We start from the raw sequence: 18,078 nt of genomic DNA on the forward strand, positions 1-18,078 counted from the left end.
GGGGTCGGTCATCGCGGGCGATGTAGCGGGCAAGGAGAACACGTCCATGCTGCATCGCCGTCCTTTCCTGCTGGCCGCGCCGGCCTTGATCCTGGCGGGGCGAGCTTCGGCCCAAGGGGCAACCCCGGCCTGGCCGCAGCGACCGGTGCGCATCATCGTGCCCTTCGGGCTAGGCGGCTCGGCCGATGTCGCGGCGCGCTTCCTGGGCGAGCCGTTGGCCGCCGCCTTCGGCCAGCCCTTCGTGATCGAGAACCGGCCGGGGGCCGGGGCCACCATCGGCACGGACCAGGTGGTGAAGTCGCCGCCCGATGGCCAGACGCTGCTGCTGATGAGCAACACGCATACGGCCAATGAAACGCTGCTGCCCAACCGCCCCTATGTGCTGATGCGGGACCTGGCGCCGGTGGCCGCCATCAACGTGGCCTATCACGCGCTGGTGGTGCATCCCTCCATTCCCGCGACCACGGTGCCGGAGCTGATCGCGCTGCTGAAGGCCAATCCTGGCCGCTACGACTACGCGAGCAGCGGGCCGGGCACGCCCTATCACATCGCGGGCGAGGTGTTCCGCGCCATGGCGGATGTGCAGATGCAGCACATTCCCTTCCGCGGCTCGAACGAGGCGCGCACGGCGGTGATCTCCGGCCAGGTGCCCATCATGTTCGATGCCATCCCCACCATGCGCGAGCAGATCGCGGCCGGGCGCGTGCGGGGGCTCGCCACCAGCGGCCCGCAGCGTAACCCACTGCTGCCGGAACTGCCGGCGGTGGCCGAGACGCTGCCGGGCTATGAGGCCTCGATCTGGCTGGGCCTCATGGCGCCCGCGGGCACGCCGCGTCCGATCGTCGAGCGGCTGAATGCGGAGGTGAACCGCATCCTCGAGCGGCCCGAGACGCGGGAGCGCCAGGCGACGGCTGGCGCGCAGCCGCTGCCCATGTCGGTCGAGGAGTTCGGCACCTTCCTCACGCGCGACATCGAGCGGCAACGCGAATGGATCCGCATGGCGCGGATCACCGCCGGGTGATCGCCTTCACGCTGAATGGCGCGGAGGTCGCGCATCCGGGCGGCGTCTCGCTCCTGCACGCGCTGCGTGGGGATTTCCTGCTGAACGGCCCGCGCTTCGGCTGCGGGGCCGAGGCCTGCGGCGCCTGCCATGTGCTGCTGGATGGCCGCTCCGTGCCCGCCTGCACGCTGCCTGTGGAGGGCGTGGCGGGGCGTGAGGTGAAGACGCTGGAGGGGCTCGGCACCCGCAGCAGCCCGCACCCGTTGCAGACCGCTTTCCTCGTCGAGCAGGCCGGGCAATGCGGCTTCTGCCTCTCGGGCATCATCGTCACGGCCGCGGCCTTCCTGCGCGACAACCCTGCGCCGGATGAGGCAGCGCTGCGCGCGGCGCTGGAGGGGCATCTCTGCCGCTGCGGCAGCCATAACCGCATCCTCCGCGCCATCCTGCGCGCGGCTGAGGAGATGCGCGCATGAACCTCGCCTTCGGCGGCGCTGGGCCAGATGACCGGCCGAAACTGCCCGGCAGCCTGCATGTGAACCGCCGCCTCGACACCTGGCTCACCTTCCACGCGGATGGCCGCGTCGCCGTCCATCCGGGCAAGGTGGAGCTGGGGCAGGGAATCCTGACGGCCCTCGCGCAGATCGCCGCCGAGGAGCTGGATGTGGCCTTGGAGCGCATCCTGGTCACGCCCACCATCACGGGGCGCAGCCCGAATGAGGCGGTGACCTCCGGCAGCCTCTCCATCCAGGAAGGCGGCATGGCTCTGCGGCATGCCTGCGCGGATGCGCGGGCGCTGTGCCTCTCCGTCGTGTCGCAGGCGAGCGGCGTGCCGCTGGAGGAGTTGCGCGTCGAGAATGGCGTGTTCCTTGGCCCCGATGGCCCCGTCGGCTCCTATGCCGCGCTGGCCGAGCGGGAGCTGCTGGATGCCGAGGCCTCGCCCGAAGCGCGGCCGAAGCCCGCCGCCGCGCGGCGCGTGACGGGGATTTCCGCGCCGCGCCTGGATCTTCCGGCGAAGATCTTCGGTGAGGCGCGCTTCATCCAGGATTTGCGCTTTGCGGGGATGCGCCACGCGCGGATGATCCGCCCGCCCGCGCCCGGCGCGCGGCTGCTGGAAGCGCCGCCCGGCGCGCTGCGCGATGGCGATGTGCTGGCCGTGATCGCCGACACCGAGGCGGAGGCGGAAAAGCTCGCCGAACGCGCTGGCCGCGCCGCGCGCTGGAGCGAAGGCGCCGCGCTGCCGCAGGACTGGCCGCGCTGGCTGGAGACGGCGCCCGGCGAGGAGAGCGTGGTGGCCGAGCACGGCACGCCCGCGCCCGCCACGCGCAGCATCACGCGGCGCTTCTTCCGGCCCTTCATCGCGCATGGCTCGGTCGGCACCTGCTGTGCGATCGCGCATTTCGACGGCACCACGATGCGCGTCTGGAGCCACACGCAGGGGCCCTACAATCTCCGCACCGACCTGGCCCTCGCGCTGGGGATGCCCGCTGAGAGCATCATCGTCGAGCATGTCGAAGGCTCGGGTTGCTACGGGCACAATGGCGCGGATGACGTGGCGCTGGATGCCGCCATTTGCGCGCGGCTTTGCCCGGGCACGCCCATCCGCGTGCTCTGGTCCCGCGCGGAGGAACTGGCGCAGGCGCCGCTTTCGCCCGCGATGCTGGTGGAGATCGAGGCCGGGCTGGATGCCGGCAACACCCTCGCTTCCTGGCGGGTGCATGTGCGCTCCAACGGCCATTCCGGCCGGCCGGGGCGGGTGAAGACGCCGGTGCTGCTCTCGGCGCCGCTGATGGAAGGCGGTGCGCCCATCCCGCCCTCGATCAACCCGCCGCTGGCCGGTGGCGGCGGGGCGCAGCGCAACATGGTGCCGCTCTATCGCGTGCCCGCACTCTCCGCGACCATGACGCGGCTGACGGAGATGCCCATTCGCAGCTCCGCCCTGCGGGGCCTGGGCGCCCTCATCCATGTCTGGGCCATCGAGAGCGTGATTGAGGAGCTGGCCGCGCTCGCCGGCGAGGACGCCATCGCCTTCCGCCTGCGGCATTGCGAGGATGACCGCGCCGCGCATGTGCTGCGCGAGGCGGCGCGCATGGCCGGCTGGGGCCGCGCCCTGCCGGAGAATGAGGGCCTGGGCATCGCGGTGGCGCGCTACAAGAACACCGGCGCCTGGTGCGCCGTCGCAGCCCATGTCCGGGCTGAGGAGCGTGTGCGCTGCGTGGCGCTGCACATCGCTGCCGACATGGGCGAGGTGATCAACCCGGATGGCGCCATCAACCAGCTCGAGGGTGGCGCGATCCATGGCGTCTCGGTGGCGCTGCATGAGGCCGCGACCACGGATGGCATGCGCATCACCTCCGACAGCTGGGAGGCCTATCCCGTGCTGCGCTTCCGTGACGTGCCGCGCGTCAGCGTCAACCTGATCGCCCGGCCCGAGGCGCCGCCGCTCGGCGCCGGTGAGGCCAGCATGGCGCCGACCATCGCCGCCATCGCGGGCGGCATCCACCAGGCGCTGGGCGTGCGGCCCGACCGCCTGCCTTTCACCCCCGAGAACCTGACCCGATGACCCAGAAGCTGCGTATCACCCTGGCCTGCACCCTCTCCGACCGCACGCGCCCCATCCTGGACGGGCGGGTGCAGATCCCGGGCGTGGAGTTCATCGCCCTTCCGGGCGAGCCGGAAGACATCTTCAAGCGGGCGCTGCGTGACAAGGCCTTCGATGTCACGGAACTCTCCATGGGCAGCCACATCACCACGACCGCGCGGGGTGACAGTGCCTATATCGGCGTGCCGGTCTTCCTCTCCCGCGCCTTCCGCCACAGCGCGATCTACATCCGCACGGATCGCGGCATCACGAAGCCGGAGGACCTCGCCGGCCGCACCATCGCCCTGCCGGAATACCAGCAGACCGCGGCGCTGTGGGTGCGCGGCATCCTGCGCGAGACGCATGGCGTGGACACGCGTGCCATCAAGTGGCGCATCGGCGCCGAGCGCATCGCCATCACGCTGCCCGAGGGATTCGACGTGGCGGCGCTGGGCGAAAGCCCGGAGCAGGCGCTGCGCGAAGGCCGGGTGGATGCGATGATCGGCCCGCGCCCGCCCGCGCCGCATCCGCAGATCGCGCGCCTGTTTCCCGACTATCCGGCCGCCGAGAAGGCCTGGTTCGGAGAGACCGGCTTCTTCCCCATCATGCATTGCCTCGCCGTCCGCCGCGATGTGGCGGAGGCCAATCCGTGGCTGCCGCTGGTGCTGTTCCGCGCCTTCGCCGAAGCCCGCCGCCTTTCCCTGGAGGAGCTGCGCCTGGTGAATGTGCTGCGCGTCTCGCTGCCCTGGATCGCGGCCGCGATGGAGGAGCAGGAGCGCGCCATGGGCGGCGATGTCTGGCCCTATGGCTTCGCGAAGAACCGCGACGAAATCGCCGCCATGATCCGCTTCGCGCGGGCGGATGGGCTGGCGGCGCGGGACCTGACGCCGGAGGAGCTGTTCCATCCTTCGGTGCTGGCGGAAGTGGCGTAAGAGAAAAGGGGCCTCCGGCGGCTGGGGCCGGGGCCCCAGACCCCATTCCTTGGCGCCGTGCTTGGAAGGCTGCGCGGTATCGGGGTCTGGGGCCTCTCGGCCCCAGCCGCCGGAGGCTTTTTTCTTTTCTTCGGGAGGCTTTCATGAAGATCCTCATCGCCGGCGGCGGCATTGGCGGCCTTGGCGCCGCGCTGGCGTTGGCCCAGCGCGGCCACAGCGTGCAGGTCTTCGAGCGCGCCTCGGAGTTCCGCGAGATCGGCGCGGGCATCCAGCTCGGGCCGAACGTCTTCAAGATGTTCGACCGGCTGGGGCTGCGCGAGGAAATCCTGAGCCGCGTCGCCATCCCGCGCGCGCTCGTCATGCGCTGCGCCGTGAAGGGCCACGAGATCACGCGCGTGCCGCTGGGCGAAGGCTTCCAGGCCCGCTTCGGCCAGCCCTATGCCGTCATCCATCGCGCCGATCTGCATGGCGTGCTGCTCGTCGCCTGCGCCGCGCATCCCGCCATCACGCTCACCACCGGGCGTTCGGCGCGCGACTACAGCCGCATCGGCGCCGAGGTCGCGCTCCATTTCGAGGATGGCGCGAGCGAGCGCGGCGATCTCGTCATCGGCGCGGATGGCCTCTGGTCGCGCATCCGCACCGCCATGCTGGGGGCGGAGAAGCCCGTCGTCTCCGGCCATATCGCCTATCGCGCGGTGCTGCCGATGGGCGAGGTGCCGGACGGCATTCCGCGCGACGAGGTGCTGCTGCATGCCGGGCCCCGGCTGCACCTGGTGCATTACCCGCTGCGGCGCGGCGAGCTCATGAACCTCGTCGCCGTCTTCCACAGCACCGAGTATTCGGAAGGCTGGGATCAGGCGGGTGATCCGGCACTGCTGCGCAAGCACTTCGCCCGCACGCGGCCCGAGGTGCGGGCCATGCTGGAGAAGATCGACACCTGGAAATACTGGGTGCTCTGCGACCGCGAACCGAAGCGCGGCTGGCAGGATGGCGCGGCCGTGCTGCTGGGCGATGCCGCGCACCCCATGCTGCAATACCTGGCGCAGGGGGCGAACATGGCGCTGGAGGATGCGCTCTGCCTGGCCGACATGCTGGACGCGGTGCCGCTGGACCGCGCCTTGCCGGCCTATGAGGAGGCGCGCGTGCTGCGCACCGGCCGCGTGCAATCCATGGCGCGCATCTATGGCGAGATCTACCACGCCGCCGATGTCCGCGCGGAGTTGCGCGACGCCATGCTGATGGGCCGCAGCCCCGAGGCCGCCTGGGAGGGGATGGCCTGGCTTTACGATGGGCCGGATTGGCAGGCACCATAGCCTTCAAACACGGAGGAATCGGCGCCATGCAACTCACCCTCAATGGGCGGAAGGCCCTGATCACGGGCGGCTCCAAGGGCCTCGGCCTCGCCATGGCGAAGGCCTTTGCGCAGGCGGGGGGGCATGTGGCGCTGGTCGCGCGCGGCGCGGAGGCGCTGGAGGCGGCCAAGGCCGAGATCCAGGCCGCCGCCCCGGCCGCGAAGGTGGCCGCCATCCCCGCCGATATCCGGACCGCCGAGGGCTGCGCCGCCGCCGCTTCCGCGGCCGCCGCCGCGATCGGGCCCATCGACATCCTGGTCAACAATGCCGGCACCTCGCAGCGCGGGCCCTTCCTGGACATCAGCGACGACCTTTGGGAGGACGACCTCAACCTGAAGCTGATGGCCGCCATCCGCCTCTGCCGCGCCGTGCTGCCGGGGATGCAGCAGCGCCGCTGGGGCCGGATCATCAATGTGCTGAACATCGGGGCGAAGGCGCCGCTCGCGACCTCGACGCCGACCAGCGTGAGCCGTGCGGCCGGCATGGCGTTGACCAAGGCGCTGGCGAATGAATATGCGCCGCACAATGTGCTGGTGAATGCGCTGCTCGTCGGCATCATCGAGAGCGACCAATGGGTGCGCCGCCATGCGGCGGACAAGCGCAACATCACCTGGGAGGAGTGGAAGGAGGAGCAGGGCCGCTCCGTCCCGCTCGGGCGCATCGGCAAGGCCGAAGAATTCGCCGCCATGGCGCTGATGCTGGCGAGCGAGCAGGGCGGCTATGTGACCGGCACCGCGATCAATGTGGATGGCGGGCGCAGCCCCGTCGTGTGATTGCCTGAATTTCAGGCAGATCATCGCGCGCTGACCGTCCGAAGGTGCAGGAAACTTGAGTTTCCTGCCGGGAGAGCGCGAGAGGGCGGTGCCCTCTCGCACTGGCACAGCGCATGCATGGGCGCGCCCGACTGAAGGGAGCGCCCCATGGCCAAGATGTTCAACCGTCTTACCTCTGCCGATCTTTGCGCTTGCGGCGTGAGTCACGCGCAGGGCTTCGTCTGCGCCGAGGAGACGCCGGCCGATGGCACGGGCGAGCTGGGCCGTGCGGTGAACGAGGCCGCGATCCGCGCCGCCTTCCCGGATGCCGGCACCCGCCGCAACCTGCTGACGGCCTTCGGCGCCGGCACGCTGCTGGCCGCGCTCGAGGGCGTGCTGCCGCTGACCAATGCGCGCGAGGCGATGGCGCAAGCGACCGGCGCGCCCGAGAAGCGCGACCTCAAGATCGGCTTCATCCCCATCACCTGCGCCACGCCCATCATCATGGCCGATCCGATGGGCTTCTACCGTCGCCAGGGCCTGAATGTGGAAGTGATCCGCACGGCCGGCTGGGCGGTGATCCGGGATCGCTCCATCGCGCGCGAATATGACGCGGCGCATATGCTGGCGCCCATGCCGGTCGCCATGTCGCTCGGCGTGGGTGTGGCCAACCCCATTCCCTTCTCGGTCGCCGCCATCGAGAACATCAATGGCCAGGCGATCACGCTCGCCAACAAGCATCGCGACAAGCGCGACCCGAAGGATTGGCGCGGCTTCCGCTTCGCCGTGCCCTTCGATTTCTCGATCCACAACTACCTGCTGCGCGCCTATGTGGCGGAAGCGGGCCTCGACCCCGACCGCGACATCCAGATCCGCGCCGTGCCGCCGCCCGAGATGGTGGCCAATCTGCGTGCCGACAATATCGATGGCTTCCTCGGCCCCGATCCGTTCAACCAGCGCGCGGTCTTCGATGGTGTGGGCTTCATCCACATCCTGACGCGCGAGCTGTGGGACGGGCATCCGTGCTGCGCCTTCGCCGTGCCGCGCAGCATGATTACCGACACGCCCAACACCTATGCCGCGCTGCTGCGCGCCATCGTGGAGGCGACCGCCTATTCCGACAACCAGGCGAACCGCGTCGAGGTGGCCAATGCCATCCATGGGCCGAACTACCTGAACCAGCCGCTGACCGTGGTGCAGCAGGTGCTGACCGGCACCTTCGCGAATGGCCTGGGCCAGGTGGTGCGCCAGCCCAACCGCATCGGCTTCGACCCCTTCCCCTATCACTCCATGGCGGTCTGGATCCTCACGCAGATGCGCCGCTGGAACCAGCTGCAGCGCGACGTGGATTGGCGCGCGGTGGCCGAGCAGACCTTCCTCGCGCTCGATGCCGGGCGCGTGATGCGCGACCTCGGCATGGCGGTGCCCGCCAATTCGATGCGCGTCGAGACCATCCTCGGCAAGCGCTTCGATCCGACGCAGCCGGAAGCCTATATGGCGAGCTTCGCGATCAAGCGGAACTGACCTCATGAACACCACGGTTCCGGTCTGGCGGGCCGCGCTGCTTTCGGCCGCGCTGCTCTTCGCCCTTCTCTTCGCCTGGGAAATGGCCGTGAAGGGCAATGCCACCGGCGGCGCCGCCACGGTGGACCCCGAGCTCGCCGCGCTGCTGAGCCCGGAGGCCGCGCGCGGCGGCCAGACGGCCCTGCCGGCGCCGACCGATATCGGCAAGCGCCTGGTCGAGCTGCTGAGCGACCCCTTCCACCAGCGCGGCACGAATGACCAGGGCATCGGCATCCAGATCGCCTGGTCACTCTGGCGCGTCATGGCGGGCTTCCTGCTGGCGGCCGTGATCGCGATTCCGCTGGGCTTCGTGATCGGCATGTCGCCGCTGCTGAATGCGGCGCTGAACCCCTTCATCCAGGTGCTGCGGCCGGTCTCGCCGCTCGCCTGGATGCCGTTGGCACTTTACACGATCAAGGATTCCTCGATCAGCTCGATCTTCGTGATCTTCATCTGCTCGATCTGGCCGATGCTGCTGAACACGGCCTTCGGCGTGGCCTCGGTGCGCAAGGAATGGCTGAACGTGGCGCGCACGCTGGAAGCCGGGCGCTGGAAGACGGCGATGCGCGTGATCCTGCCCGCCGCCGCCCCCACCATCCTGACGGGGATGCGGATTTCCATCGGCATCGCCTGGCTGGTGATCGTGGCCGCCGAGATGCTCGTGGGTGGCACGGGCATCGGCTACTGGGTGTGGAACCAGTGGAACAACCTCTCCATCGCGGACATCGTGATCGCGATCCTGATGATCGGGCTGGTGGGCCTGGCGCTCGACCGGCTGCTGGGCTTCATCGCCCAGGCCGTGGCCTGGCAGGAGTAGGAACATGCAAGACCAGGCTGATGCGCTCCGGCGTGCGCATGGAGAATCCGCGCCGAACAGGCGCGGCGGAACGCTTCAGCGTTCCGAAGGCAAGGCCGCGGAGGCGGCCGCCCGCCGTCTGAGGGGCGCAAACAAGTGACCAATCGCATTGTGTCCGTGGAAGGAATCGCGCGGAAATTTCCTGGCCTCACCGTGTTCCAGAATGTCTGGTTCACCATCGAGAAGGGCGAGTTCGTCTGCCTGGTCGGCCATTCGGGCTGCGGCAAGACGACCATCCTGAACATCCTGGCCGGGCTCGACACGCCGAGCGAGGGCGTGGTGCTGGTGGAGGGGCGCGAGATCGAAGGCCCCTCGCTCGAGCGCGCCGTGATCTTCCAGGGCCATGCGCTGATGCCATGGCTGACGGCCGAGCAGAATGTCGCCTTCGCCGTCTCCTGCCGGAACCCTTCCTGGGACAAGGCGCGCGTGCGTGAGGCGGCGCGCGAGGCGCTGTCGCGCGTGGGCCTGGCCCAGGCCGCCGAGCGCAAGCCCTCGCAGCTTTCGGGCGGCATGAAGCAGCGTGTCGGCATCGCCCGCGCGCTGGCGGTGAACCCGAAGCTGCTGCTGATGGACGAGCCCTTCTCGGCGCTCGATGCGCTCACGCGCGGGACGTTGCAGGAGGAGGTCTCGCGCCTGGTGACCGAGGCGGGGCAGACCGCCTTCATGATCACGCATGACGTGGATGAAGCCATCCTGCTGGCCGACCGCATCCTGCTCATGACCAATGGCCCCGAGGCGCGCGTGGCGGAGGTGCTGCACAACCGCCTGCCGCGCCCGCGCACCCGGGCCGATCTGCACCACATGCCGGGCTATCACCCGCTGCGCGACCACATCATGGATTTCCTGATCACGCGCAGCCGGACTTTGGCGGGCACACCGCCCGCCGATTACGACGCCCGCAACCCGCCCGTCGTCGAACTCGGCGGCTGAATTTCAACCCCAACCCCCAGGGTCCGGCCGCACAGCGGCCGGCGGCGCCCCAGGGACCATGCCAACGGCGCGACCGCCGCGCGCCGAAGCCAAGCGGGCGGAGCCCGCGCCGGCGCTTGAGGAGAAAGAACATGACCCGCGCTCAGCTCACGGAAAAGATCCTCGACATCAAGCGCGAGAAGAACTGGACCTGGAAGTACATCTGCGAGGAGATCGGCGGCATCTCGCCGACGCTGATCGTGGGCGCGCTACACGGCCAGATGAAGCTCGTGAAGCCGCTGGCCGCCAAGGCCGCGAAGCTGTTCGGCCTGACGGAAGTCGAGGAGCGGATGCTGAACGAGGTGCCCTATCGCGGCACGCCCATGCCGCCGACCGACCCGCTGATCTATCGCTTCTACGAGATGGTGATGGTGAACGGCCCGGCCTGGAAGGCGCTGATCGAGGAAGAGTTCGGCGACGGCATCATGTCCGCCATCGATTTCGATTTCGATTTCGAGCGCGTGGCGAACCCGAAGGGCGACCGCGTGAAGATCACCATGTCCGGCAAGTTCCTGCCCTACAAGTATTACGGGAATGAGCAGGGGATCCAGGATTATGGGTTCAAGGAGGAGTAAGGGGCCTCCGGCGGCTGGGGCCGAAAGGCCCCAGACTCCATGACTTTGCGGCAGCGCCGTCAGGTGCTTTATCCCTGCTGGGGTCTCTCGGGAGGGTTTTCATGTCTGGGGAATTGACGGTCGGTATCGCTGGCCTGGGCGCCATCGGGCTGCATCTGGCCCGCGCGCTGGATCAGGGCGTGCAGGGGCTGCGGCTCGTCGCGGTGAGTGCCAAGGACCAGGCGAAGGCCGCGGCCAATATCGCGGGCTTCGCCAACAAGCCAGCCATCGTGCCGCTGGCGCAGCTGGCCGAGCTGGCGGACATCGTGGTGGAAGCGGCACCCGCCGCCGTCTTCGAGGAAGTGGCCTCTGCCGCCATCGCACGCGGGCGCGTCTTCGTGCCCTCTTCCTGCGGCGCGCTGCTGCCGCGCATGCATCTGGTGGAGCGCGCGAAAGAGACCGGCGCGCGGATCATCGTGCCGACCGGCGCGCTGCTGGGCCTGGACGCGGTGCGCGCGGCGGCGGAGGGGAATGTCTCCTCCGTCACGATCGAGACGCGCAAGCCGCCGGGCGGCCTGGTGGGCGCGCCCTATCTCGACCAGCAGAAGATCGACGTGCTGGCCATCACCACGCCCACCATGATCTTCAAGGGCAATGCCTTCGACGCGGCGCAGGGCTTCCCGGCCAATGTGAATGTGGCGGCCGCCCTCGCCATGGCCGGCATCGGGCCCACGCGCACCATGGTCGAGATCTGGGCGGACCCGGCGATGACGCGCAACCAGCACACCATCCGCGTGGAAAGTGCCGAGGTGCGGCTGACCATGACGATCGAGAACGTGCCGAGCGTCGAGAACCCGCGCACGGGCAAGATCACGCCGCTCTCGATCCTGGCCTGCCTGCGCGGCATGACGAGCACGCTGAAGGTCGGCAGCTGAGGCTTGCGCGCGGGGCGGGGGCGCGGCCAAGCTGGGTGTCCGAAGCATTTCCAAGCCATGCGGACTCGCGTGGCGACTCGGGAAATGCGGGAAGGCAAGAATCCGAGGAAACACCCGATGCGAAACATCGCGCTCATGCTGGCCCTCGCGGCCACGCCCGCCGCCGCGCAGGTGGCGCGCTTCGAGATGGAAGCGCCCATGCCGGCCTATGGCGGCGCCAGCTTCGGCGCTGTCGGCGGCTATGAGCTGATCCGCGGGCGCGCAACCGTGGCCCTCGACCCGGCCGATCCGCGCAACGCGGTGATCGCCGATATCGGCCTCGCGCCCCGCAACGCGGCCGGTCGCGTCGAGGCGGTGGCGGATGTGCTGATCCTTCGCCCCACCGACCCCGCACGGGCCAATGGGACGCTGCTGGTGGAGCCGCCCAATCGCGGCCGGCAGATCATCGGGCAGTTGCTGAACGACGCGCCGGGCGCCAGCAATGGCCGCTACGCGAGTGCGGCCGATGCCGGCAATGGCTGGATGTTCCGCCAGGGCTATACCCTCGCCTGGATCGGCTGGCAGGGTGACCCGACGCCGGGTGCGGGCATGCGGGTGCAGGTGCCGCGCGTGCCGAATGTGACCGGCGCGGTCCGCGACGAATTCGTCTTCGACAACCGCACCAATCCGGCGAGCGGCCAGCTCACCTATGAGCCGGCGGACCCGGCCAGCCTGCGCGTCACGGTGCGCGCGCGGACCGAGGATGCGCGGCAGACGCCGCCGGGACTCGCCGTCGCTTTCACCGCGCCGGATCGGATCTCCATCACGCGGCCCGAGGGCTTCGACGCCGGCGCGATCTATGAGGTGACCTATACGGCGCGCGATCCGGGCGTGATGGGCCTGGGCTTCGCCGCCTTCCGCGACGTCTCGGCGGCACTGCGCCATGGCGAGGCGCCGGGAAACCCGCAGGCGGGGCGCGCCTCGGCGCGGGCGGTGACGCTCGGCGTCTCGCAATCCGGCCGCTTCCTGCGAGATGCGATCTATCTGGGCTTCAACGAGGACACGGCCGGGCGCCAGGTCTTCGAGGGCATGGTGCCGCATATCCCGGGCGCGCGGCGCACCGATGTGAACGCCCGCTGGGCGCAGCCCGGGCGCAACCCCTCGGACCACACGGACCGGCTCTATCCGGCTGACCAGTTCCCCTTCACCTATGCCGACACGACCGATCCGCTGAGTGGTGCCACGGACGGTCTGCTGCGCCGCTGCACCGAGCGCCGGAACTGCCCGCGCGTGATGCAGACCGACAGCGAATTCGAATATTGGGGCGCGCGCGGCTCGTTGACCGTGACCGACGCGGCGGGCGGCCATGTCGCGCTGCCGGCCAATGTGCGGGCCTATATGTTCACCGGCCACCCGCATTACGCGACGGCCGATGCCTGGGCGCAGCAGGGCCAGCTCTGCGCCATGCCGCTCAACCCGCTCCAGGCCGGCGCGCCCATGCGCGCGCTGATGGTGGCGATGGAGGGATGGATCCGCCAGGGCGCCGAGCCACCGGCCTCACGCACGCCGACGGTCGCCGACGGCACGCTGCGAAGCTCGGGGAATCTGGCGCGGCGGGGTGAGGGCGCTGTGAACTTCACCTTCCCGGCCATCCCGGGGATGGTGGCGCCTGATTCCATCACGCCGGCCTACCGGCTCGATCTCGGCGTGATGCCGCCGCGGGCCGTGGGCGCCTGGCCCGTGCTGGTGCCGACGCTGGATCCGGATGGCAATGCGGTGGCCGGCATCCGCCTGCCCGTGATCGCGGCCGCGCGCGCCACCTATACGGGCTACAATCCGCGCGCCCAGGGCTTCGGCGCCGGGGCGCTCTGCACGAACCAGGGTGCCGCGCTCGCCTTCGCCGCGACGCGCGAGGAGCGTGAAGCCCGCCGCGACCCGCGCCCCTCCATCGCGGAGCGCTGGCCTGATCAGGCCGCCTATGTCGCCGCCGTGCGCGCGAGCGCGGAGCGACTGGTGACGGAGCGGCTGCTGCTGGCCGAGGATGCGGCGGCGATGGTGGCGGCGGCCGAGGCGGGCACGCTGGCCCGCCTGCGATAGCAAGGTGGCGAGGCCGGTTCACGCCCCGGGCCTGCCACCCGGGGCGGTCGGGCCTGGCTCACAGCACCACGCGCCCGCCCGCGCCCCGGTCATCCATCACGCGGGCCATGTCGTCCCGCACCTCCGGGATGCGACGGTAGAACTGGTGGCTGGAATCGAGGCTGAGGCCAGGGCCGGTATCCGGCAGCCGCTCGCAATCCACGAAGCGGCAACTCTCGCGCGGGTAGCGCGTGAGGTCGGTGCGGTCGGTCGGCCCGCTGCGGCCGAGGCGCTGGACGTTGTTCACCACCTGGCTGAGGCGCAGCACCTGGTCGCCCGCCGAGTGATACAGGCTGAGGCGGCCGGATAGCTTGGCGAGATGGCCGAGCCAGGCGGGCCCGCGGCCCGCTTCGGCATAGGGCGTATCGGCCGCCGCGCTCAACGCCTCGTCGAAGAGGACGCCGCTCGGAAGGCCCATGGAAGCCCAGCGGTTCAGCGCGTGCTCCAGCACCCAGTTGCCCATGGAATGCGCGAGCAGGAAGACGCGCCCGCCGCGCCGCTGGACGCGCTTCATGGCGGGGCGGAGGCGATCCAGGAAGCTGATCACATCGGCGGCGGAGGCGGCGGCGGCGGCCTGGTCCTCGAAATACGCGTTCGCGAGGGGGGAGGCGGTGATGCCCAGCAGCTTGAGCGCCAGCGTCATGGGGCCGAGCGCGATGCCGCCCAGCACATCGCCCGGGTTCACCACCACGCCGCGGGAAGGCCAGGAGAAGCTGACCACGCTGCAATCGGCCGCCGGGATGCCGGAGGCGGCGAGCCATTCCCGGTTGAAGGCGGCGCGGGTGATGCTGTCGGTGAAGCTGTTGGCGAAGCCGTGGATGAAGACCAGCAGGTTACGGCCGGAGCTGAGGTCGGCCTGGACCGTCTCGGCGAAGTCATCCGCCGCCACGCTCTCGATGCGGGCGAGGCGCCCGGCCTGGAGCTGCGCGAGGTCGGTCCCTTCCACGAAACCGACGGCATGGGTCACGCGACCGGGCTGGCCGGCGGGGCCGCTCTCGCCCGCGTAATGGGCGGGGAGGCTGCCATCGCCGAGGAGCTGGCGGTTGGTGGCGAAATAGACCGTCGTGTTCATGTTTGCCAGAATGGCATGCAACTTTTACGCGCAATAGGGGGGTCAGCAATACAATTAATGCAGGAAAAGCGCCCCGATCGCCGCACCCGCCCCCAGCACCCAGAGCGGGCTGAACCGGCTGCGCCAGACGAAGAGCGTGCTGGCGATGGAAATCGCGATGGCGAGCGGCGTGCCGCCCGTGCCGAAGGCGGCACCCTGCGCCAGCAGCAGCCCGGAGGCGGCGATGAGCCCGACGGCGATGGGGACCATCCCGCGTTCGAAGACGCGCATGGCCAGCGCGCCCTGGAGGCGCCCGCGCAGCCGGCAGAAGGCATAGGCGAGGATCGAGGTGGGCCCGCACATGGCCAGCATGGCCGCGAACATCCCGGTGATGCCGGCCACATGCCAGCCGAAGAGGCCGACGACCATGACGTTCGGGCCGGGCGCGGCCTGGGCCAGCGCATAGCGCTTGGAGAAGGCGAGGTCATCCATCCAGCCATGGGTCTCGACCATCAGCCGGTGCATCTCGGGCAGGGCCGCCACACCACCGCCGACCGACAGCAGCGAGATCCCGAGGAAGCCCCAGACCAGGGCCGAGAGATCGTCGCCGTCGCTCATTTCCGCCCCCCGTCCTGCCGCAAGGCCCACCAGGCGGCGGCGAGGCCGAAGGGCGCGAGGCCCAGCACCACATAGGGCAGGGGGGCCCGCAGCAGCGCGAGCGAGAGCGCGGTGAGGCCGACCAGCAGCAGGGGCAGCGAGGGCTTCAGCTTCACGGCCATCTTGATCGCGGTGCCCAGCACCATGCCGGCCGCGGCGGCGGCGATGCCGGTCAGCGTGGCGCGCACCAGCGGCCATTGCCCATAGGCGTCATAGAGCGCCGCGATGCCCGCCAGCAGCGCCATGGGCCCGGCGAAGAGGCCGAGCGCACAGGCCAGCGCGCCCAGGGCGCCGCCGAAGCGCGTGCCGACGCCGATCGCGGTGTTGAGTGCATTGGGGCCGGGCAGCACCTGGCCCAGGCCCAGCGTCTCGGCATATTCCTGCTCGGTCAGCCAGCCGCGTTGCTCGACCAGCACGTGGCGGGCCCAGGCATTCACCCCGCCGAAGCTGGTGAGCCCGATCTGCAGATAGGTGAGGAAGAGCGCGCGGTTGGAAGGATGCGCGCGCGGCTCCCCGCTCACAGCAGCAGCAGCCCCAGCGCGCCGCCGCCCGCCAGCACCCAGAGCGGCGAATACTTCGTGCGCCAGACGAAGATGGTGGAGACGGCGATGATGACGAAGCTGAGCAGGTTCGTCCCCGCCGCCTGCGCCATGATGACGCCCGAGCCCGCGATGAGCCCCACCGCCAAGGGGACGAGCCCGAATTGCGCGGGCTTCAGCCAGGTGTTGCCGCGCAGCCGGTGCGTCAGCCCCTGCATGCCATAGGCCAGGATGGCGGCCGGCAGCAGCATGCCGATCGTGGCCATGGCCATGCCGGCCCCGCCCGCGATGTGCCAGCCCATGACGGAGGCGGCCAGGATGTTCGGCCCGGGTGCGGCCTGGGCGAGGGCGAAGAGCTGGCTGAAGGTGGCGTCATCCATCCAGCCATGCACCTCCACCACCAGGCGATGCATCTCGGGCAGGACGGCATTGGCGCCGCCGATCGCAAGCAGCGAGAGCGTGCCGAAGGCCAGCAGGATCTGCAGCAGCAGGGTCATGGCGCGCGCTTCCAGGATCGCCGCAGCGAGAGAAAGATGCCGAGCGGCGCGAGCACGACCACGATGAGCGGCAAGGGCAGGCGCAGGAAGGCCGCACCCGCGACGGCGAGGAGGCCGACCAGGATCAGTTCGGGCGGCGGACGGAGGTTCTGGCCCATCTTGATCGCGGTGCCGATCACCATGCCGGCCGCAGCGGCGGCCACACCCTGCATGAAGGGTGCGACACCGGGCCGCGTGCCAAACTGGTCATAGAGGACGGACAGCAGGATCAGGATGCAGAGCGGGCCGATATAGAGCCCGCTGGTCGCGATCAGCGAACCCGCGAGCCCGTGGAAGCGCCGGCCGATCATCACCGAGGCATTGCCCACATTGGGCCCGGGCAGGATCTGGCCGAGGCCCAGCACCTCGGCATAGTCGCGCTCGGAGAGCCATTTGCGCTCCTCCACGATGACATGGCGCGACCAGGGGCCGACGCCGCCGAAGCCCAGCAGCCCGATCTTCGCATAGCCCAGGAAGAGCTCGAGCTTGCCCGGGATTTTCGGCTCCGCTTCAGCCACGGGGCAGCAGCTGCTCGGCCAGCGTCACCCAGTAGCTGGCGCCGATGGGCAGGATGTCGTCGTTGAAGTCGTAGAGCGGGTGGTGGACGCTGGCTTCGTTCCCCGTCTTCGCCCCACCCAGCATGAGATAGGCGCCGGGGCGCGCATTCAGCATGAAGGCGAAATCCTCGGCCCCCATGGTGGGCTTGGGCATATGCGCGACGCGCGCCTCGCCGGCCACGGCGAGGGCCGCGCGCCTGGCCAGCTGCGTGCTCTCGCCCTCATTGATGGTGGCGGGATAGGCGCGCAGGAATTCGGCGGTGGCCGTGGCGCCGAAGCTCGCCGCGATGCCGGTGACGAGCGACTTGAACTTCGCCTCCAGCATGTCCCCCACCTCCGGCAGGAACCAGCGCGCGGTGCCCAGCATGGTCACCGTCTCGGGGATCACGTTGTAGGTGTGGCCGCCATTGATGTGGCCGATGGTGATCACGCCGGCATCCGCCGCATCCAGGTTGCGCGCCACCACGCTCTGCAGCGCCTGCACGATGGCGGCCGCGATCACGATGGGATCATTGCCCTGGAAGGGCAGCGCGCCATGCGCACCCTTACCGGTGATGGTGACTTCGAGGTTGGCGACGGCGGCCATGACCGGGCCCTCGCGCCAGGCGAAGGTGCCCTCCGGCATGGCGGGCCAATTGTGCAGGCCGAAGATGCGCTCCATCGGGAAGCGCTCGAAGAGGCCCTCCTGGACCATCACGCCGCCGCCGGCCAGATTCTCCTCGGCCGGCTGGAAGACGACATAGACCGTGCCGTCGAAGTTGCGCGTCTCGGCGAGGTACTTGGCGGCCCCCAGCAGCATGGTGGTGTGGCCGTCATGGCCGCAGGCATGCATCTTGCCGGGGATGGTGGAGGCATGCGGCAGGCCGGTCGCTTCCTCGATGGGCAGCGCGTCCATGTCGGCGCGCAGGCCGATGGCGCGGCCGGTCTTGCCATTGCGGCCATGGATGACGCCGACCACGCCGGTCTTGGCGATGCCGGTCACGACCTCGTCGCAGCCGAATTGGCGCAGCTTCTCGGCCACGATGCCGGCGGTGCGATGCTCCTCGAAGCCGAGCTCGGGATGCATGTGGAAATCGCGGCGCCATTCCGTCATCTCGGGATGGAATTCGGCGATGCGGTTGATGATGGGCAT

General features: G+C 69.9%; 18 protein-coding genes. 12 read left to right on the forward strand and 6 right to left on the reverse strand.

The window, feature by feature from the left end:
- Nucleotides 1–46 precede the first annotated feature (46 nt).
- From KTR66_RS01795 to KTR66_RS01850, 12 genes are all read left to right on the forward strand, one after another.
- Complete coding sequence (locus KTR66_RS01795; protein ID WP_213609736.1) at nt 47–1,021, forward strand: tripartite tricarboxylate transporter substrate binding protein; 975 nt, start codon at nt 47–49, stop codon at nt 1,019–1,021.
- A complete protein-coding gene (locus KTR66_RS01800) occupies nt 988–1,473 on the forward strand; it encodes a (2Fe-2S)-binding protein (protein WP_213609738.1) in 486 nt (161 codons plus the stop codon). The genes KTR66_RS01795 and KTR66_RS01800 overlap by 34 nt, the downstream gene beginning before the upstream one ends.
- Nucleotides 1,470–3,560: a molybdopterin cofactor-binding domain-containing protein gene (locus KTR66_RS01805; protein WP_213609740.1), complete on the forward strand. Its 2,091-nt coding sequence runs from the start codon at nt 1,470–1,472 to the stop codon at nt 3,558–3,560. The genes KTR66_RS01800 and KTR66_RS01805 overlap by 4 nt, the downstream gene beginning before the upstream one ends.
- Complete coding sequence (locus KTR66_RS01810; protein WP_213609742.1) at nt 3,557–4,510, forward strand: ABC transporter substrate-binding protein; 954 nt, start codon at nt 3,557–3,559, stop codon at nt 4,508–4,510. Before KTR66_RS01805 ends, KTR66_RS01810 begins: the two co-directional genes overlap by 4 nt.
- 143 nt (nt 4,511–4,653) lie before the next feature.
- Complete coding sequence (locus KTR66_RS01815; protein WP_213609744.1) at nt 4,654–5,823, forward strand: 3-hydroxybenzoate 6-monooxygenase; 1,170 nt, start codon at nt 4,654–4,656, stop codon at nt 5,821–5,823.
- A 26-nt stretch (nt 5,824–5,849) separates the two neighbouring features.
- Entirely contained in the window at nt 5,850–6,635 is a 786-nt protein-coding gene (locus tag KTR66_RS01820; RefSeq protein WP_213609746.1) for an SDR family NAD(P)-dependent oxidoreductase, read from the forward strand.
- Between the two features lie 198 nt (nt 6,636–6,833).
- Complete coding sequence (locus KTR66_RS01825) at nt 6,834–8,138, forward strand: CmpA/NrtA family ABC transporter substrate-binding protein (protein WP_371818976.1); 1,305 nt, start codon at nt 6,834–6,836, stop codon at nt 8,136–8,138.
- A gap of 4 nt (nt 8,139–8,142) precedes the next feature.
- On the forward strand, nt 8,143–8,994 hold the full coding sequence (gene ntrB / locus KTR66_RS01830) for a nitrate ABC transporter permease (protein ID WP_213609750.1): 852 nt from the start codon (nt 8,143–8,145) through the stop codon (nt 8,992–8,994).
- Nucleotides 8,995–9,129: 135 nt separating this feature from the next.
- Nucleotides 9,130–9,963 carry an ABC transporter ATP-binding protein gene (locus KTR66_RS01835; RefSeq protein WP_213609752.1) on the forward strand — a complete coding sequence of 278 codons (834 nt, stop codon included), beginning with the start codon at nt 9,130–9,132 and terminating at the stop codon, nt 9,961–9,963.
- A 131-nt stretch (nt 9,964–10,094) separates the two neighbouring features.
- On the forward strand, nt 10,095–10,577 hold the full coding sequence (gene cynS, locus KTR66_RS01840) for a cyanase (RefSeq protein ID WP_213609754.1): 483 nt from the start codon (nt 10,095–10,097) through the stop codon (nt 10,575–10,577).
- A gap of 101 nt (nt 10,578–10,678) precedes the next feature.
- Nucleotides 10,679–11,491: an aspartate dehydrogenase gene (locus tag KTR66_RS01845; protein WP_213609756.1), complete on the forward strand. Its 813-nt coding sequence runs from the start codon at nt 10,679–10,681 to the stop codon at nt 11,489–11,491.
- Nucleotides 11,492–11,608: 117 nt separating this feature from the next.
- Nucleotides 11,609–13,567 carry an alpha/beta hydrolase domain-containing protein gene (locus KTR66_RS01850; RefSeq protein WP_213609758.1) on the forward strand — a complete coding sequence of 653 codons (1,959 nt, stop codon included), beginning with the start codon at nt 11,609–11,611 and terminating at the stop codon, nt 13,565–13,567.
- 58 nt (nt 13,568–13,625) lie between these two features.
- Here KTR66_RS01850 and KTR66_RS01855 read toward each other — a convergent pair whose 3' ends face one another.
- From KTR66_RS01855 to KTR66_RS01880, 6 genes are read right to left on the reverse strand one after another with little or no spacing between them, the layout of a single operon-like run.
- The gene (locus KTR66_RS01855) at nt 13,626–14,678 is read right to left on the reverse strand and encodes an alpha/beta fold hydrolase (protein WP_213609760.1); all 1,053 of its coding nucleotides are present in this window, start codon (nt 14,676–14,678) and stop codon (nt 13,626–13,628) included.
- A 54-nt stretch (nt 14,679–14,732) separates the two neighbouring features.
- Entirely contained in the window at nt 14,733–15,275 is a 543-nt protein-coding gene (locus tag KTR66_RS01860) for a chromate transporter (protein WP_213609762.1), read from the reverse strand.
- Nucleotides 15,272–15,835, reverse strand: a complete 564-nt coding sequence (locus KTR66_RS01865) for a chromate transporter (protein WP_213609764.1) — start codon at nt 15,833–15,835, stop codon at nt 15,272–15,274. The genes KTR66_RS01860 and KTR66_RS01865 overlap by 4 nt, the downstream gene beginning before the upstream one ends.
- Nucleotides 15,832–16,350 carry a chromate transporter gene (locus KTR66_RS01870; protein ID WP_213609766.1) on the reverse strand — a complete coding sequence of 173 codons (519 nt, stop codon included), beginning with the start codon at nt 16,348–16,350 and terminating at the stop codon, nt 15,832–15,834. Before KTR66_RS01870 ends, KTR66_RS01865 begins: the two co-directional genes overlap by 4 nt.
- A complete protein-coding gene (locus KTR66_RS01875; RefSeq protein ID WP_213609768.1) occupies nt 16,347–16,907 on the reverse strand; it encodes a chromate transporter in 561 nt (186 codons plus the stop codon). The genes KTR66_RS01870 and KTR66_RS01875 overlap by 4 nt, the downstream gene beginning before the upstream one ends.
- Complete coding sequence (locus KTR66_RS01880) at nt 16,900–18,078, reverse strand: M20 aminoacylase family protein (RefSeq protein ID WP_213609770.1); 1,179 nt, start codon at nt 18,076–18,078, stop codon at nt 16,900–16,902. The genes KTR66_RS01875 and KTR66_RS01880 overlap by 8 nt, the downstream gene beginning before the upstream one ends.

This window comes from Roseococcus sp. SDR (genome assembly GCF_019083995.1).
Taxonomy (GTDB): domain Bacteria; phylum Pseudomonadota; class Alphaproteobacteria; order Acetobacterales; family Acetobacteraceae; genus Roseococcus.

Excerpts from the sequence above, each read along its gene's own strand:
- KTR66_RS01800 (WP_213609738.1), top strand. The coding sequence starts at position 988 with ATGGATCCGCATGGCGCGGATCACCGCCGGGTGATCGCCTTCACGCTG.
- KTR66_RS01860 (WP_213609762.1), bottom strand. The coding sequence starts at position 15,275 with ATGAGCGACGGCGACGATCTCTCGGCCCTGGTCTGGGGCTTCCTCGGG.
- KTR66_RS01795 (WP_213609736.1), top strand. The coding sequence starts at position 47 with ATGCTGCATCGCCGTCCTTTCCTGCTGGCCGCGCCGGCCTTGATCCTG.
- ntrB (WP_213609750.1), top strand. The coding sequence starts at position 8,143 with ATGAACACCACGGTTCCGGTCTGGCGGGCCGCGCTGCTTTCGGCCGCG.
- KTR66_RS01855 (WP_213609760.1), bottom strand. The coding sequence starts at position 14,678 with ATGAACACGACGGTCTATTTCGCCACCAACCGCCAGCTCCTCGGCGAT.
- KTR66_RS01880 (WP_213609770.1), bottom strand. The coding sequence starts at position 18,078 with ATGCCCATCATCAACCGCATCGCCGAATTCCATCCCGAGATGACGGAA.
- KTR66_RS01845 (WP_213609756.1), top strand. The coding sequence starts at position 10,679 with ATGTCTGGGGAATTGACGGTCGGTATCGCTGGCCTGGGCGCCATCGGG.
- KTR66_RS01820 (WP_213609746.1), top strand. The coding sequence starts at position 5,850 with ATGCAACTCACCCTCAATGGGCGGAAGGCCCTGATCACGGGCGGCTCC.
- KTR66_RS01850 (WP_213609758.1), top strand. The coding sequence starts at position 11,609 with ATGCGAAACATCGCGCTCATGCTGGCCCTCGCGGCCACGCCCGCCGCC.
- KTR66_RS01815 (WP_213609744.1), top strand. The coding sequence starts at position 4,654 with ATGAAGATCCTCATCGCCGGCGGCGGCATTGGCGGCCTTGGCGCCGCG.
- cynS (WP_213609754.1), top strand. The coding sequence starts at position 10,095 with ATGACCCGCGCTCAGCTCACGGAAAAGATCCTCGACATCAAGCGCGAG.
- KTR66_RS01870 (WP_213609766.1), bottom strand. The coding sequence starts at position 16,350 with ATGACCCTGCTGCTGCAGATCCTGCTGGCCTTCGGCACGCTCTCGCTG.
- KTR66_RS01810 (WP_213609742.1), top strand. The coding sequence starts at position 3,557 with ATGACCCAGAAGCTGCGTATCACCCTGGCCTGCACCCTCTCCGACCGC.
- KTR66_RS01805 (WP_213609740.1), top strand. The coding sequence starts at position 1,470 with ATGAACCTCGCCTTCGGCGGCGCTGGGCCAGATGACCGGCCGAAACTG.